The organism is Ruegeria sp. AD91A (genome assembly GCF_003443535.1).
Taxonomy (GTDB): domain Bacteria; phylum Pseudomonadota; class Alphaproteobacteria; order Rhodobacterales; family Rhodobacteraceae; genus Ruegeria.
The window spans coordinates 311,019-325,928 of record NZ_CP031946.1 but is presented as its reverse complement, the minus strand read 5'-3'; the positions used below and the strand labels follow the sequence as shown (position 1 = coordinate 325,928).

Genomic DNA, 14,910 nt, shown 5'->3' with positions numbered 1-14,910 from the left:
TGCCGGACAGCCTAGTTTGAGGTCAGCGTTATAGCAGCGCCCGCCTCAGGCTCAAGCCGGGGACGTAGCCCCAACAACGGTGCGACGCGACCGATGAGTTCGGCGGCAACAGGCACCGCAGTCCAACCGGCCGTGCGACGCTTTTCACCGTAGGCCACGATCGAAGGCTCGTCCAACGTGACGATCAGAACGTATTGCGGGTCGTAGGCCGGGAAGATCGTCGCAAAGGTGGCAATGACCTTGTCGTCATAATACCCGCCGCGCGGTTTGGGCTTGTCGGCCGTACCGGTTTTGCCCGCCACGTCATAGCCCTTGACCTCGGCGAAACTGGCGGTGCCGTCCGTTACCACCTTGCGCAGCATTTTCTGCGCCTGACGCGCGGTGTCCTGTGACATGACACGAGGCCCGTATTGCGAGCCGTTCTGGCGCAGGATGGTCGGACTTACGTAATGCCCGCCATTAGCAATCGCCGCATATCCGGCGGCCAGATGCATCGGACTGGTCGAAAGGCCATGGCCATAGGAAATTGTCACGGTGCTGAGCTCGCCCCATTTCTTCGGCTTCAGCGGCACGCCGCCCTTGGCCTCGACAATCTCGAAAGGGGTCGGATCGAACATGCCAAGCGCGTCCAGAAATTCCTGCTGCCGTTTGGCCCCGATTTGCAAAGCCAAACGCCCCGTGCCACGGTTCGAGCTGTGGACGATCACATCCGCCACGCTGATCTTGCCGTAGTTCTTGCCGTTGAATTCGCCGATGGGAAAGCGGCCGATCTTCATCGGCCCGGACGTATCGATGATGGTGTTCGAATTCACCAATCCAAGTTCAACGGCCTGCGCGGCGGTGAAAATCTTGAAAACAGACCCCAGTTCGTACACGCCTTGCACATAACGGTTGAACAGCGGGCTGTCCGAGGGGTCAAAGCCCGAGGTCGGCGGGCGCGGCCGGTCATTCGGATCAAAAGAAGGTAGCGAAGCAGCTGAAATGACCTCGCCCGTATGCGCGTTCATCAGAACGGCCGAGGCCCCCTTGGCATTCATGATCTTCATGCCGCCAAAGAGAACCTGTTCAACTGCGGCCTGAATGGTCAGGTCCAGCGACAGTTGCAGAGGCTTGTTGCCATTGGCCGGATCGCGCAGATAGTCGTCGAACTGCTTTTCCACACCGGCCACGCCGATCACTTCGGCGGCGCTGACGCCTTCACGCCCAAAACCGGACCCGCCCAGAATATGAGCGGCCAGCCGCCCGTTGGGGTAAAGCCGCATTTCTCGCGGGCCGAACAGGATGCCCGGATCGCCGATGTCATGCACGGCCTGCTTCTGCTCGGGCGAAATGCGTTTCTTGATCCACAGGAATTTGCGATTGCTGGTGAAGTCCTTGATCAGCCGCTCTTTGTCCAGATCAGGAAAGATCGCGACCAGCTGGTCCGCGGCCGCCCCGGGGTCGATCATCAGAGGGGGCTGCGCGTAGACGGAATAAGTGTCCAGATTGGTGGCCAGTATGCGCCCTTCGCGATCGACGATGTTGGCGCGCTGCATGGCAATCGCCGCCCCCGGCGCGCTGGCCAGAGGCTCTTGTGCTTCTGAGGTTGCCAACATGCCCATGCGGACACCAACGACTGAAAAAGCGCAGAAGAAGAATAGACCAAGCACCAGCAAACGCCCTTCGGCGCGGGCGCGGGCGCGATCTTTCATCTCTTCGTGACGCTTGCGGATGTTCTCACGTTCGATTGCCTTGGGGTTTTCGCCCCGGGCGCGGGCATCAAGGATTCGGGCCAGGGGGCGCAGAGGGGTGCGTGTCATGGAATCTGCACCTCGCCCAAAGCCTGAATATCGGTGATGGCCTGCAATTCAATCGGATCAACCACAGGCAGGTCCGGGTCTTCGGCATAGGCGATCTGATCCGCACGTCCGAACTGTTCGGCCCGCAACGGCAGCAGGCCAAGGCGCTCAAAGTTCAGGTCGGCCAGTTCGCGCAGCCTGTCCGGGCGGTTCAGATAGGCCCATTCCGCGTCCAGAACGGCCAGCCGCACCTGTGCCATTCCGATCTCGCGCTGCAAAGACTGCGTTTCCTTTACCACTTGTTGGGTTCGGTAGTTTTCCTGATAGGCCCACAAGGCAAGGCCGAATACGGACAGAGCAGTCAACACATACAAAACACTCTTCATCTTGCCCTTCCCCCCAGTTGCGGCATCCCGATGGCCCGCGATTCGATTTCCCCCGCCGGAGCCTCTGTTCGTATTGCCACGCGCAGTTTGGCTGACCGTGCACGCGGGTTTTCCCGCAATTCCTGTTCGTCAGGACCCACCGCCTTGCGGGTTTTCAACGTGAATTGGGGCTGTTCCTGTTCAATTTCCGGCGCATAGCGGTTCGCACGCCCCGTCTTGCCTGCGCGGGACTGAAAGAACCGTTTCACCATCCGGTCTTCGATGGAATGGAATGTGACAACAGCCAGTTGCCCGCCAGGCTTCAATGCGCGCTCAGCGGCCATCAACCCCTGAAACAGTTCTTCATATTCTGCATTCACGGCGATCCGCAGCCCTTGAAAGCTGCGCGTGGCCGGGTGGGATTGCCCCGGTTTCGGACGTGGCAGGCAGGATTCGATGATCTCGGCCAGACGCAGGGTCGTGGTGATCGGTTCATCCGCGCGCGCTTTGACAATCGCCTTGGCAATCCTGCGGCTGGCGCGTTCTTCACCATAATGGAACAGAATGTCGGCCAGCTGCGCCTCGGTTGCGGTGCTGACCAGATCGGCGGCACTTTCGCCCTCCTGGCTCATGCGCATGTCCAAGGGGCCATCCTTCATGAAGGAAAATCCACGGTCGGCCTGATCCAATTGCATTGAGGAAACGCCAAGGTCCAGCACAATGCCATCCAGATCCTGCGCATATTCGTCCAAACGAGAAAACACACCGGGCTGCATCACCAGCCGGTCGCCATAGGCGCCCGCCCATTCTGACGCCATATCAAAAGCCAGCGGATCACGATCAACACCGATGACCTTGTCTGCCCCGGCCTCCAGCAATCCGCGGGTGTACCCGCCTGCGCCGAAGGTGCCGTCCAGCCAGACGCCGGACACAGGTGCGACCGCGGCCAGCAGGGGGCGCAACAGAACGGGAACGTGAGGTTTGTCGGAGGAGATCTCAGCGCCGGCCATGCCGTTACGCATCCTCGGTGCCATCAAGGAACTGCATAGGATCGAAGTCCTCTGGCAGATCGTTAATCCATTCTTCGGTTTTGGCCAGCTCCTCGACTTCGTAGGTCTCGGGCTTCCAGATCTGAAATGTATCACCGGCGGCGATAAAGAACGCCTCACCTTCAAGGCCGATCTTGTTGCGCAGCTTGGCAGGCAACACCAGACGCCCGGTTTCATCCACATTTGTCGGAAAGGACTGACCATGGAACATGCGCTGCAACATTCGGCGCTGCATTGACCCGCGCGGCAAGGCATCAATCTTGGCATCAACCTCGTCAATGGCCTGCATGGTATAGCATTCAAGGAATTTGCGGCGATGATCGCCGTAGACGATCACAAGCTCTGGATTGTCTCCGGGCTGCCAGTTGGGATCGGACGCTTCAAGCACACGGCGAAACGAGGCCGGGATCGAGACCCTGCCCTTCGTGTCCACCTTATGGTGGCTTTCACCTCTAAACCTGCGCGCCAAGACGACTGTCCCTTTCGCTTGCGCCCCACTTGAAATTCACGTTCCCCCGGATGAAAAACGGCGGGTTGATCTGCTGCCACTGATCAACCCGCCGCATTGACCCGCTTCGCGGGATGTCCAGCTGCACGCGCCACCTGGGGGGATGTCTGCTCGCCCGCGCGCCGGATCTCTTGATTGATGAAAGCGAGATGCCTGTATGAAACCTGATTATTTTTGGTCGGGGTCGTTTGGTGCCCCTGCTGCCTCGTCCTCATCGGATGCATAAGGGATGCCATGGGAATTCATGGAAATCAACAGGAATTTTGCGAACCGTACCCCATGAAACACGATCAAGACACAGTATCACTCTGAAATCGGAACGTAATGACACCATTTGTGGAAGAATACGACAACCTGACCTCTATATATAGATAATTTGAGGCGTGAAATTTTTTCCCATGATTTCCCGAAATAATTTGGAATCCGCCTTGAAGGGTGGAAATACTGCGTGTCTTTGTGCTGCGGCCTCACAGAATCGTTCGAAGTTCGTGAGCGTTTTCGGCGACATGTGCCCTCGGAAACCACACCTGCCCATGAATTCCCGCGGATCTCCGGCTGCACGCGCCGCAACCTGAAACCGGCAAACTGAGCTTCAGGGGCTGGTGAAGCGCCACGCTTCGCCTTGCCGCTTCTCTCACGGGAGCTACCCGAGTTGTTTATTCGCCCAAATTCCAGCCAACACCGCTCAATTAGAGGGCAAGCCGCCAGAAGGCCATGTTTGCGCCATCACCAGTGACCCAGGGTAATGCCCAATTTTTCAAGGCGCATTTCCAGTCGAAGCAAAAAACTGAACCAATCTATGCGCTTGCTGCATAGCAGCATTGACGACGTGACCTATTGTGCAATTGCAGCATTTGCCTATTTTCAATCTCAAGCAAGGGCCGAACGTTATCGGCAAAGCAAATAGACACGGATGATGAGCATGGCAGTCGCAAGCACACATACAGCACCCAAGAGTGCACCGGCGTTCGGAATCGCAGCCCTGGTGGAGAACGCTAAGACGCGCTTTGCCCGCTATCGTATGTATCGCCAGACCGTCAATGAACTGGCAGGGCTGTCGGATCGTGAACTGGCCGATCTGGGCCTGCATCGGTCCATGATCCGCCGGGTGGCCATGCAGGCCGCCAACGATCACATCGCGCAATAAGCGCGCCACGAATACTGAGATCAGGCCCTTACTCCTCCCTTAGGGTCTGTAATCAGCGGCAACGTCTTTCCTCCTCCCTGACGTTGCCGCACCCTATACCGGCCCCAACCCGCCGGATCCTGATACATCGGGGCTCTCCTCCTCCCTGCCTCGATGTTGAAAGCGCGCGGCGACGTCTTCCTCCTCCCTGACGTCGCCGCGTCTTCCTCATACCGGGCTCAAACCCGGGCTCGAATACATCGGGGCTCTCCTCCTCCCTGCTCTGATGTTGACAAGACGGCGGTTCCCCTCCTCCTCCCTGGGAACCGCCGTTTTTTTATTTTTCGAGCAGGGGTGTAAAACAGCGTCCTGATTTCTGATCCGAAGGACGTTATGGCAGCCTATTTCATCACGCAGATCGACATCCACGACCCGGACGGGCATCAGGATTATCTGGCTGGCTTCATGCCGATTTTCGACCACCACAGAGGCCGCTTGCTGACAATCTCATCCAAACCGGTCGAACGGATCGAAGGCGTTTGGCCCGACGGCGGGATTGTATTGATGGAGTTTCCGGACCTTGCGGCGGCGAAAGCCTGGAAAGACGACCCGGAGTACATCGAACTGGCGAAGATCCGGCAGGCCACCGCCGCAACCAATCTGATTCTGGTCGAAGGGATATGACGCCTCAGAACGGGACGTCATCCTTGTTGCTCAGAAAACGCGAGACCACTTTCTTGGTGCCGGCCTTGTCGAAGTCGACCTCGACCTTGTCACCCTCGATCCCGATCACCGCACCATAGCCGAATTTCTGGTGGAACACCCGTTCGCCCAGTGTGAAACTGGCCACTGCGGTGGCGTCGATGACCGTGTTCCGGCTTTCTTTGGGTTGCGACATGCCATGCTGCCCCTGCCGCGCCTGCAACCGCCTCCAGCCCGGCGAGTTGTAGACATTGGCTTCGACCGCACGCGTTTCAATGCCCGCAGTGTGCTGACCGCCACCATAAAGACCCGGAGGAGTCAGCACCTCAACGTGATCTTCCGGCAATTCGTCGATGAACCGGGATGGCATGGAGTTCTGCCACTGCCCGAACACCCGCCGGTTGGCGGCAAAAGAAATCGTGCACACCTCCTCGGCACGGGTGATGCCAACATAGGCCAGGCGACGTTCCTCCTCGAGCCCCTTGAGGCCGGATTCGTCCATTGACCGTTGCGAGGGGAACAACCCGTCCTCCCATCCCGGCAGGAAAACGGCGGGAAACTCCAGCCCCTTGGCCGCGTGAAGGGTCATGATCGAGACCTTGGCCCCGTCGCTGTCCTGCTCGTTGTCCATCACCAGACTGACATGCTCCAGAAACCCTTGCAGGTTCTCGAAATTGTCCAGCTGATTGACCAGTTCCTTTAGGTTTTCAAGGCGCCCCGGCGCTTCGGGCGTCTTGTCGTTCAGCCAATGGGCCGTATAACCGGATTCGTCGAGGATGATCTGCGCCAGCTCGATATGCGTGTGTTCGGGCGCACCGAACCGCATGGGTGAAACGTCATCGATCACGGACTCGTCGTCCACTTCAATCCGTGGTCCACGCGTCATCGCATTCCAACGCGCCAGACCGTCGATCAGTTCGCGCAGCGCCTTGCCGCCCTTGCCCTTGATCAACCCGTTATCGACGGCAATCCGAGCCCCGTCGACCAGTGACACCCCATTTTCGCGCGCGGTCATCTGGATGGTTTGCTGCGCCTTGTCGCCAAGGCCGCGCTTGGGGGTGTTCACGATCCGCTCGAAGGCCAGATCATCCTCGGGGCTGACCACCAGCCGGAAATAGGCCATGGCATCGCGGATCTCCATCCGCTCGTAGAATCGCGGGCCTCCGATCACCTTGTAGGGCAAACCAATGGTCAGAAACCTGTCTTCGAAGGCGCGCATCTGGTGGCTGGCGCGGACAAGGATGGCGATTTCATCGAGATAAAATCTTGGGAAGGCCGCTTCCAAAGAACGCCCTTCTTGTTGCCTCATTGTTAATTCCCAAATGAGACTTTCCCTGCCTGCTTCCGCCAAAAAACTTTCGTGCTTCTTCAGCTTTTCCAGTACTTGCTCTCTACTATTGAGCCCCTTTAGGGCACCCAGTTCGTCGAGACGCTCTACTTCACTCATCATCTGATCGGATCGAGAGTTTTGCCTGCGTTTAGCGATGGGAGAATTTCCATTAACAAGGTCTTCGATCTGCTCTCCAATCCAGCGGGCCTCTTCCTCACCGTCCCAATGACCGATAAGGCAGACCTTTTCACCGTTTTCAGCAGCTGTCCAAAGCTCCTTGCCCAAGCGGCTTTCATTGCCCCGAATGACGTTCGACGCAGCCGCCAGAATATGCGGGGTCGAGCGATAGTTCTGTTCCAGTCGCACTACATACGCGCCGGGAAAGTCCTTTTCGAAGCGCAGGATGTTGCCCACCTCGGCCCCGCGCCAGCCATAGATCGACTGATCGTCATCGCCGACGCAACAGATGTTCTTGTGCCCCCCGGCCAGCAGGCGCAGCCACAGATATTGGGCGACGTTGGTGTCCTGATACTCATCCACGAGGATATAACGGAACCAGCGTTGGTATTGCTCCAGAACATCCTGATGGGTCTGGAAGATCGTAACCATGTGCAGAAGCAGATCGCCGAAATCCACCGCATTCAGTTCGCGCAAGCGGGTCTGGTATTGAGCGTAAAGCTCGACGCCCTTGTTATTGTAGGCCCCGGCATCGGCAGTGGGCACCTTGTCAGGTGTCAGAGCGCGGTTCTTCCAGTCGTCGATGATGCCGGCCAGCATCCGCGCGGGCCAGCGCTTGTCGTCGATATTGGCGGCCTGCACCAATTGCTTGAGCAGGCGAATCTGGTCGTCCTTATCCAGAATGGTGAAGTTCGATTTAAGATCGACCAGTTCCGCATGGCGGCGCAGCAGTTTGACGCAGATCGAATGAAACGTACCCAGCCATGGCATCCCCTCGGCGGGCTGTCCCAGCAGGCGGCCAACCCGTTCTTTCATCTCGCGCGCGGCCTTGTTGGTGAATGTGACCGACAGAATCTCATTCGGACGCGCGCGCGCAGTGTTGAGAAGATGTGCGATCCGGGCCGTCAGCGCCTTGGTCTTGCCGGTGCCAGCCCCGGCCAGCATCAGAACCGGACCGTCCAGCCGCTCGACCGCATCGCGCTGTGCCGGGTTCAGCTCATCCAGATAGGGCGAAGGGCGCGCAGCCATTGCCCGCGCCGACAGCGATGCGCCCTCGAAGGCGCCCATTTCGTCAAAACTGCTCATGGCCCCAAACTACGCTGGAAAAGCGCGAAGGGAAAGGGTTTGTTCACGGCTTGTTCGCAGACTTTTCACACTTCTTTTTACATTCAATTCTAAACAAAGACGCCACCGCCCTGCGCCCCTGTTAACTCTCTGTCAAATCCTGACTGAGATGCTTGTCAGAGTGTTGTGGGAGCGGACATATGAAACAGGCGGAACTGACAGGTCAGTCCTCGAGGCTTAAAATGATGGGCGTGGCCCTGATGTTGCTCGCGCTGACAACAGCAGCGGGCTGGGGGATCTATGCCGCCCCGGCGCCAGTGGTTGATCGCATGCTGGAAGCAGACCTGCGAAAAAACGCGATGCGGATGAGCCGCCAGATCGAAAGCCATCTGAACGATCTTGGCCAGACATTCCGTTTTCACGCATTGACCGAGCATGACCAGGAGTTTTTGGAGCTACTGCCCGAAACCACGGACATTTACCGCTTCAAGCTGTTTGATGCTTCGGGGCAAGTGTTCTGGTCGACCCGTGCAAGCGACGTCGGGTTCGTGAATACGAAATCCTATTTCCAGTCGATCGTTGCCGCCGGGGGTCTTTATTACAAACACGAAGAGAAGCCGATTGCCGAAGTTGATTCCTTTGTTGTCGGCGATTCCCGGGATACGGAACTGAGCAGCCGCCATGTGGCCGAGGTCTACACGCCGATCATCAAAGATGCGACGTTCCTGGGCGCCATCGAGTTCTATTCTGACATTACGGACCTGCGGAACCTGTTCATCACCCGCGTTCGCCTGTCCCTGGCGCTGCTCAGCGGGATAGCCCTGCTGGCGCTGACGACAGTTATCCTGATTGTTCATCGCACCAATCGTCGACAGGTTCGCGATCTACGCAAACGGGCCATAAAAGAGCGGGAACTGATGGACGAACAGATGCGCCTTGCCCGCGAGGTCCGCCTGCTGGGTGAATTGAACGAATGGCTGCAATCAAGCCGGTCGCTGGATGAACTGTTCGACATGGTGTCTCGCTTCATGACCCATATCCTGCCAGAGGCCGAAGGCAGTGTGTATGTCTACTCCAACTCACGCGACGTGCTGGATGGCTGCGCAAGCTGGAACGGTGGAACTCATAAATCTCACATTCATCCCGAAGGATGCTGGGGCTTGCGGCGCGGCCGGACCTATGAGTTCGGCGCATCCGAGATTGATTTTGTCTGCGAACACGCCGAACCGCATGACGGTCGGCCCTATTTCTGCTTTCCCATTCTGGCCCATGGCGAAACCGTTGGCCTCTTGCATCTGCGGGCACTTGAGGGGCGCGAAGACTGCTTCAACAAGAGCCGCAAGTTGGCCCAATTGTGCGCCGAACAGATCAGTATGGCGATCGCCAATGTCCGGATGCGGGATCAACTTCATGACCAATCGGTACGAGACCCGCTGACCGGGCTGTTCAATCGCCGCCATATGACCGAGATGCTGCGCAAGTCCATCAGCCGCAGCCAGCAGACGGGCGCTGCACTAAGCCTGATCGCAGTGGACGTGGATCACTTCAAGAAGTTCAACGATACTCACGGGCATGATGCTGGCGACATGGTATTGCGCGCAGTCGGCGCCGCCTTGGAGCAAGGGTGCGACCGGGACGAAGTCGCCTGCCGCATCGGTGGTGAGGAGTTTATGCTGATCCTGCCTGACAACAGCCCCGAAGATGCCATGACCCGCGCCGAACAGCTGCGCCAGGCGGTCGAGGCTGTATCCGTACGGTATGGTGAGAAGGCATTGCCGCGCATTACGATATCGCTTGGGGTCGCACATTACCCGGCCCACGGCACCATGCCGCAGGACCTGCTGCGCGCGGCCGATGATGCGCTTTATGTCGCCAAGGACAAGGGCCGCAACCAAGTGCATGTCTCAAGTGGCACCAAGAACCAGGCCCAACGTACGTCACCTGAAAGCCAGCAACCATCTAAGGATGCAGCTTAAAAAACTTGCCGAATCGCTTGGCAGGTCGGATCAATCTGCATGGACTTGCACAGCACCTATCCCGGCATACCGGATCTGAAACACCGTGCGCGCCGTCGCCTGCCGCATTTTGTGTGGGAGTATATCGACAGTGGAACCGGGATGGAAACGACACTGCACCGGAACCGCCAAGCCCTGGATGACGTGCGCCTCTGCCCCTCGATCCTGCACGGTGAGCTGGACTTTGATACGTCAAAGACGTTTCTTGAGGCTCCGTATCCGTTGCCATTCGGGATCGCACCGATCGGAATGTCCGGGCTGGTCTGGCCTCGCGCGGAACAGCTGCTTGCCAGCGCGGCCGCAAAGGCGGGTATTCCCTACACTCTGTCGACAGTAGCCAGCCAAAGCCCCGAAGACATGGCACCGCATCTTGGGGACAATGCCTGGTTCCAACTTTATCCGCCCCGAGATCCGGATATTCGAAAGGACCTGCTGAACCGGGTCCGCAAGGCCGGGTTCAAAACCCTGGTTCTCACAGCGGATGTTCCCGTCGCATCGCGCAGGGAAAGGCAGACACGATCGGGCTTGCGGCAACCGCCAAAGCTGACCCCGCGCGTGCTGGCGCAGATCGCCCAGAGACCCGCCTGGGCGATGGGCATGCTGCGCAACGGTGTGCCGCACATGCGAACGCTGGACAAGTATATTGAAAACCCCGGAGATCTGCCCCCGACTGCACATGTCGGATACCTGCTTCGAACATCGCCAGACCTGGAGTATGTCAAATGGCTGCGCGACCATTGGGACGGGCCGCTTGTCCTGAAAGGCGTCCTGCGCCCGGAGGATACGAGCAGGTTAGAACAGGTTGGTGTCGACGCCTTGTGGGTGTCGAATCATGGCGGTCGTCAATTTGACGCGGCCCCGGCCAGCATTGAGATTCTTCCCTCTATCCGGGATGCGACCCGCCTGCCCCTGATCTTCGACAGTGGCGTCGAAGGCGGCCTGGATATCTTGAGGGCAATGTCACTTGGCGCGGATTTCGTCATGCTCGGGCGTGCTTTTTTGTATGGACTCGCCGCACTTGGCGCACAAGGGCCCGCACATGTCATCGATATCCTAAGACAGGATCTGCACGCTAATATGGGTCAGATGGGATTGGCAAGCCTGTGTCAGATTGAGAGTTAACGTTTAATATTTGATGCTGCGGCGCGGCATAAGTATAAAGGCACTGCGACCAAAGGGCGTTTGCGAGCGTTAACATGCCGGTTCTACCCAGAAGAACGGATATACGTGTGCGTATTCTCCGCCCAATAAGACGCCTATACACGAAAGTCCGGGACCTATCATGACAGACTTCAACAAGATCCTGATCGCCAACCGCGGCGAGATTGCCATCCGCGTCATGCGCGCAGCAAACGAAATGGGAAAACGAACCGTCGCCGTTTACGCTGAAGAAGACAAACTGGGCCTGCACCGGTTCAAGGCGGACGAGGCGTATCAGATCGGTGAAGGCATGGGGCCGGTCGCCGCGTATCTTTCGATCGACGAGATTATCCGTGTTGCCAAGCAATGTGGTGCCGACGCGATCCACCCGGGCTATGGCCTGCTGTCCGAGAACCCGGATTTCGTCGATGCCTGCGTCAAGAACGGTATCACCTTCATTGGTCCAAAGGCGGACACCATGCGCGCGCTCGGCGACAAGGCCAGCGCGCGACGCGTAGCCATCGAAGCAGGTGTTCCGGTCATTCCTGCCACCGAAGTTCTGGGCGATGACATGGACGCGATCCGCAAGGAGGCCGCCGAGATCGGTTACCCACTGATGCTCAAGGCGTCCTGGGGCGGCGGCGGACGCGGCATGCGCCCGATCCAGTCGGAAGAAGAACTGGAAGAGAAAGTCCTGGAAGGCCGTCGCGAGGCAGAGGCCGCCTTCGGCAATGGCGAAGGCTATCTGGAGAAAATGATCATCCGAGCGCGCCATGTCGAGGTGCAAATCCTGGGTGACAAACACGGTGAAATCTATCACCTCTATGAACGCGACTGCTCGGTCCAGCGCCGGAACCAAAAGGTCGTTGAACGCGCCCCTGCCCCGTATCTGAGCGACGAACAGCGCGCCGAAATCTGCGAACTGGGCCGCAAGATCTGCGCTCATGTGAACTATGAATGTGCCGGAACCGTCGAGTTCCTGATGGATATGGAAACCGGCAAATTCTATTTCATCGAAGTAAACCCTCGTGTGCAGGTGGAACACACCGTCACCGAAGAGGTCACCGGCATTGACATTGTGCAGGCGCAGATCCTGATCGCCGAGGGCAAACCTCTGGCAGAGGCGACCGGCGCTGCAAGCCAGGCAGACGTGCATTTGAACGGCCACGCGCTGCAGACCCGCATCACGACGGAAGATCCGCAGAACAACTTCATTCCCGACTATGGCCGCATCACCGCGTATCGCTCGGCCACCGGTATGGGTATTCGCCTGGATGGCGGGACGGCCTATGCGGGTGGTGTGATCACCCGGTATTATGACTCGCTGCTGACCAAGGTTACCGCTTGGGCCCCGACGCCCGAAAAAGCGATCAGCCGGATGGACCGTGCCTTGCGAGAATTCCGTATTCGTGGTGTCAGCACCAATATCGATTTCGTCATCAACCTGCTCAAGCACCCGACCTTCCTGTCGAACGAATACACCACCAAGTTCATCGACACCACGCCCGAGCTGTTCACCTTCAAGAAGCGGCGCGACCGGGGCACCAAGGTTTTGACCTATATAGCCGACATCACGGTGAACGGACATCCCGAGACCAAGGACCGCCCCGAACCGCGCGCCGATCTGAAAGAGGCCAAGCCGCCCGCGCTGAAAGCCGAACCGCAGATGGGTACGCGCAACCTGCTGGAGCAGAAGGGCCCGCAGGCGGTGGCAGACTGGATGAAAGCGCAGCGCCAACTGCTGATCACCGACACCACCATGCGCGACGGGCACCAGTCTCTGTTGGCGACCCGGATGCGGTCAATCGACATGATCAAAGTTGCCCCGACCTATGCGGCGAACCTGCCGCAGCTGTTCTCGGTCGAGTGCTGGGGCGGTGCGACCTTCGACGTCGCCTACCGCTTCTTGCAGGAATGTCCATGGCAGCGCCTGCGCGACCTGCGCGAGGCGATGCCGAACCTGATGACCCAGATGCTGCTACGCGGCGCAAACGGAGTGGGGTATACGAACTACCCTGATAACGTGGTGCAGGAGTTCGTGCGTCAGGCGGCGACAGGAATTGACGTGTTCCGTGTCTTCGACTCGCTGAACTGGGTCGAGAACATGCGCGTGGCGATGGATGCGGTCGTCGAAACCGGTAAGATTTGTGAAGGTACCGTCTGTTACACTGGCGATATTCTTGACCCGGACCGTGCCAAGTACGACCTGAAATACTATGTCGGCATGGCGAAAGAGCTGCGCGACGCCGGCGCGCATATTCTGGGCCTGAAAGACATGGCGGGCCTGCTGAAACCCGCCGCGGCCAAGATCCTGATCCGCGCGCTGAAAGAAGAGGTCGGGCTGCCGATACACTTCCACACACATGACACTGCCGGTATTGCCAGCGCGACCATTCTGGCCGCGTCCGAGGCGGGCGTGGATGCTGTTGACTGCGCGATGGACAGCTTCTCGGGCAACACCAGCCAGGCGACGCTGGGTACGGTGGTCGAAGCGCTGCGCCACACAGACCGCGACACCGGTCTGGACATCAAGGCGATCCGTGAAATCAGCGATTACTTCGAGGTCGTCCGAGGCCAGTATGCGGCGTTCGAGTCGAGCCTGCAGGCTCCGGCCTCGGAAGTTTATCTGCACGAGATGCCCGGCGGTCAGTTCACCAACCTCAAGGCACAGGCGCGCAGCCTGGGTCTGGAAGAGCGCTGGCACGAAGTGGCGCAGATGTATGCTGACGTGAACCAGATGTTCGGTGACATCGTGAAGGTAACGCCGTCTTCCAAGGTCGTTGGCGACATGGCGCTGATGATGGTCAGCCAGAACATGACCCGCGAACAGGTCGAGGACCCCGATACCGACGTGGCCTTCCCAGACTCGGTCGTGGACATGATGCGCGGCAATCTGGGTCAGCCTCCGGGCGGTTTTCCGGACACCATCATCAAGAAGGTGCTTAAGGACGAAGCCCCCAACACCGAACGCCCCGGCAAAGACGTGACTGCGGTTGATCTTGAGGCCACCCGCGCAGAGCTGTCCAAGCAACTGGAAGGCAAAGAGGTCGATGACGAGGATCTGAACGGATACCTGATGTATCCCAAGGTGTTCCTGGACTACATGGGACGTCACCGGATTTACGGCCCGGTCCGTACCCTGCCTACGCGCACTTTCTTCTACGGCATGGAGCCCGGTGAAGAGATCACGGCGGAAATCGACCCCGGCAAGACGCTGGAAATCCGCTGTCAGGCCATTGGCGAAACGGATGAAAAGGGCGAGGTCAAAGTGTTCTTTGAACTCAACGGCCAGCCGCGCGTGATCCGGGTTCCGAACCGGATGGTTACGTCAAGCACGCAAGCGCGCCCCAAGGCCGAGGTTGGCAACCCGGATCATATCGGCGCGCCGATGCCGGGTGTTGTGGCCACCGTCGCCGTGACTGCGGGTCAACAGATCAAGGAAGGCGACATGTTGCTGACCATCGAGGCGATGAAGATGGAAACGGGAATCCACGCCGAGCGCGATGCGACCGTCAAGGCCGTTCATGTGCAGCCCGGCGGCCAGATTGACGCAAAGGACCTTCTGGTCGAGCTGGAATAAGCTGACGAACCGGTTACAGTTCAAAGGGCCGCGCGGGAAACCACGCGGCCCTTTTTCTATACTGAACCGGAGAAA

The 14,910-nt window shown here is 58.6% G+C and carries 10 protein-coding genes; 5 read left to right on the top strand and 5 right to left on the bottom strand.

What is annotated here, in order from left to right:
* Nucleotides 1-11: 11 nt before the first annotated feature.
* Genes D1823_RS01670 through mraZ form a run of 4 tightly spaced genes read right to left on the bottom strand, consistent with a single transcriptional unit; the run spans nt 12 to nt 3,661 of the window.
* Entirely contained in the window at nt 12-1,799 is a 1,788-nt protein-coding gene (locus D1823_RS01670; RefSeq protein ID WP_117868324.1) for a penicillin-binding protein 2, read from the bottom strand.
* Nucleotides 1,796-2,164 (bottom strand): cell division protein FtsL, encoded by a 369-nt coding sequence (locus D1823_RS01665; RefSeq protein WP_117868323.1) that lies wholly within the window; start codon nt 2,162-2,164, stop codon nt 1,796-1,798. Before D1823_RS01665 ends, D1823_RS01670 begins: the two co-directional genes overlap by 4 nt.
* On the bottom strand, nt 2,161-3,153 hold the full coding sequence (rsmH, locus tag D1823_RS01660; protein WP_117872615.1) for a 16S rRNA (cytosine(1402)-N(4))-methyltransferase RsmH: 993 nt from the start codon (nt 3,151-3,153) through the stop codon (nt 2,161-2,163). The genes D1823_RS01665 and rsmH overlap by 4 nt, the downstream gene beginning before the upstream one ends.
* Nucleotides 3,154-3,157: 4 nt before the next feature.
* A complete protein-coding gene (mraZ, locus tag D1823_RS01655) occupies nt 3,158-3,661 on the bottom strand; it encodes a division/cell wall cluster transcriptional repressor MraZ (RefSeq protein ID WP_117868322.1) in 504 nt (167 codons plus the stop codon).
* A gap of 961 nt (nt 3,662-4,622) precedes the next feature.
* Here mraZ and D1823_RS01645 point away from each other — a divergent pair.
* Complete coding sequence (locus D1823_RS01645) at nt 4,623-4,847, top strand: DUF1127 domain-containing protein (RefSeq protein WP_117872612.1); 225 nt, start codon at nt 4,623-4,625, stop codon at nt 4,845-4,847.
* A gap of 372 nt (nt 4,848-5,219) precedes the next feature.
* Entirely contained in the window at nt 5,220-5,510 is a 291-nt protein-coding gene (locus D1823_RS01640; RefSeq protein ID WP_117868320.1) for a DUF1330 domain-containing protein, read from the top strand.
* A 4-nt stretch (nt 5,511-5,514) separates the two neighbouring features.
* Here the strand turns inward: D1823_RS01640 and D1823_RS01635 are convergent, their stop codons facing one another.
* Nucleotides 5,515-8,121, bottom strand: a complete 2,607-nt coding sequence (locus tag D1823_RS01635; protein ID WP_117868319.1) for an ATP-dependent helicase — start codon at nt 8,119-8,121, stop codon at nt 5,515-5,517.
* A 179-nt stretch (nt 8,122-8,300) separates the two neighbouring features.
* On the opposite strand from D1823_RS01635, the gene D1823_RS01630 reads away from it, so the two are divergent.
* The 3 genes from D1823_RS01630 to D1823_RS01620 all read left to right on the top strand — a co-directional run bounded on the left by D1823_RS01630 (nt 8,301) and on the right by D1823_RS01620 (nt 14,835).
* The gene (locus D1823_RS01630) at nt 8,301-10,076 is read left to right on the top strand and encodes a diguanylate cyclase (RefSeq protein ID WP_117868318.1); all 1,776 of its coding nucleotides are present in this window, start codon (nt 8,301-8,303) and stop codon (nt 10,074-10,076) included.
* A gap of 39 nt (nt 10,077-10,115) precedes the next feature.
* Nucleotides 10,116-11,237 carry an alpha-hydroxy acid oxidase gene (locus D1823_RS01625; RefSeq protein ID WP_117868317.1) on the top strand — a complete coding sequence of 374 codons (1,122 nt, stop codon included), beginning with the start codon at nt 10,116-10,118 and terminating at the stop codon, nt 11,235-11,237.
* Nucleotides 11,238-11,397: 160 nt separating this feature from the next.
* Entirely contained in the window at nt 11,398-14,835 is a 3,438-nt protein-coding gene (locus D1823_RS01620) for a pyruvate carboxylase (protein WP_117868316.1), read from the top strand.
* Nucleotides 14,836-14,910 lie beyond the last annotated feature (75 nt).

Bases quoted from the DNA above. Each gene is read 5' to 3' on its own strand.
- D1823_RS01620 (WP_117868316.1), top strand. From the start codon at position 11,398: ATGACAGACTTCAACAAGATCCTGATCGCCAACCGCGGCGAGATTGCC.
- D1823_RS01630 (WP_117868318.1), top strand. From the start codon at position 8,301: ATGAAACAGGCGGAACTGACAGGTCAGTCCTCGAGGCTTAAAATGATG.
- D1823_RS01670 (WP_117868324.1), bottom strand. From the start codon at position 1,799: ATGACACGCACCCCTCTGCGCCCCCTGGCCCGAATCCTTGATGCCCGC.
- D1823_RS01640 (WP_117868320.1), top strand. From the start codon at position 5,220: ATGGCAGCCTATTTCATCACGCAGATCGACATCCACGACCCGGACGGG.
- D1823_RS01625 (WP_117868317.1), top strand. From the start codon at position 10,116: ATGGACTTGCACAGCACCTATCCCGGCATACCGGATCTGAAACACCGT.
- D1823_RS01645 (WP_117872612.1), top strand. From the start codon at position 4,623: ATGGCAGTCGCAAGCACACATACAGCACCCAAGAGTGCACCGGCGTTC.
- rsmH (WP_117872615.1), bottom strand. From the start codon at position 3,153: ATGGCCGGCGCTGAGATCTCCTCCGACAAACCTCACGTTCCCGTTCTG.
- D1823_RS01635 (WP_117868319.1), bottom strand. From the start codon at position 8,121: ATGAGCAGTTTTGACGAAATGGGCGCCTTCGAGGGCGCATCGCTGTCG.
- D1823_RS01665 (WP_117868323.1), bottom strand. From the start codon at position 2,164: ATGAAGAGTGTTTTGTATGTGTTGACTGCTCTGTCCGTATTCGGCCTT.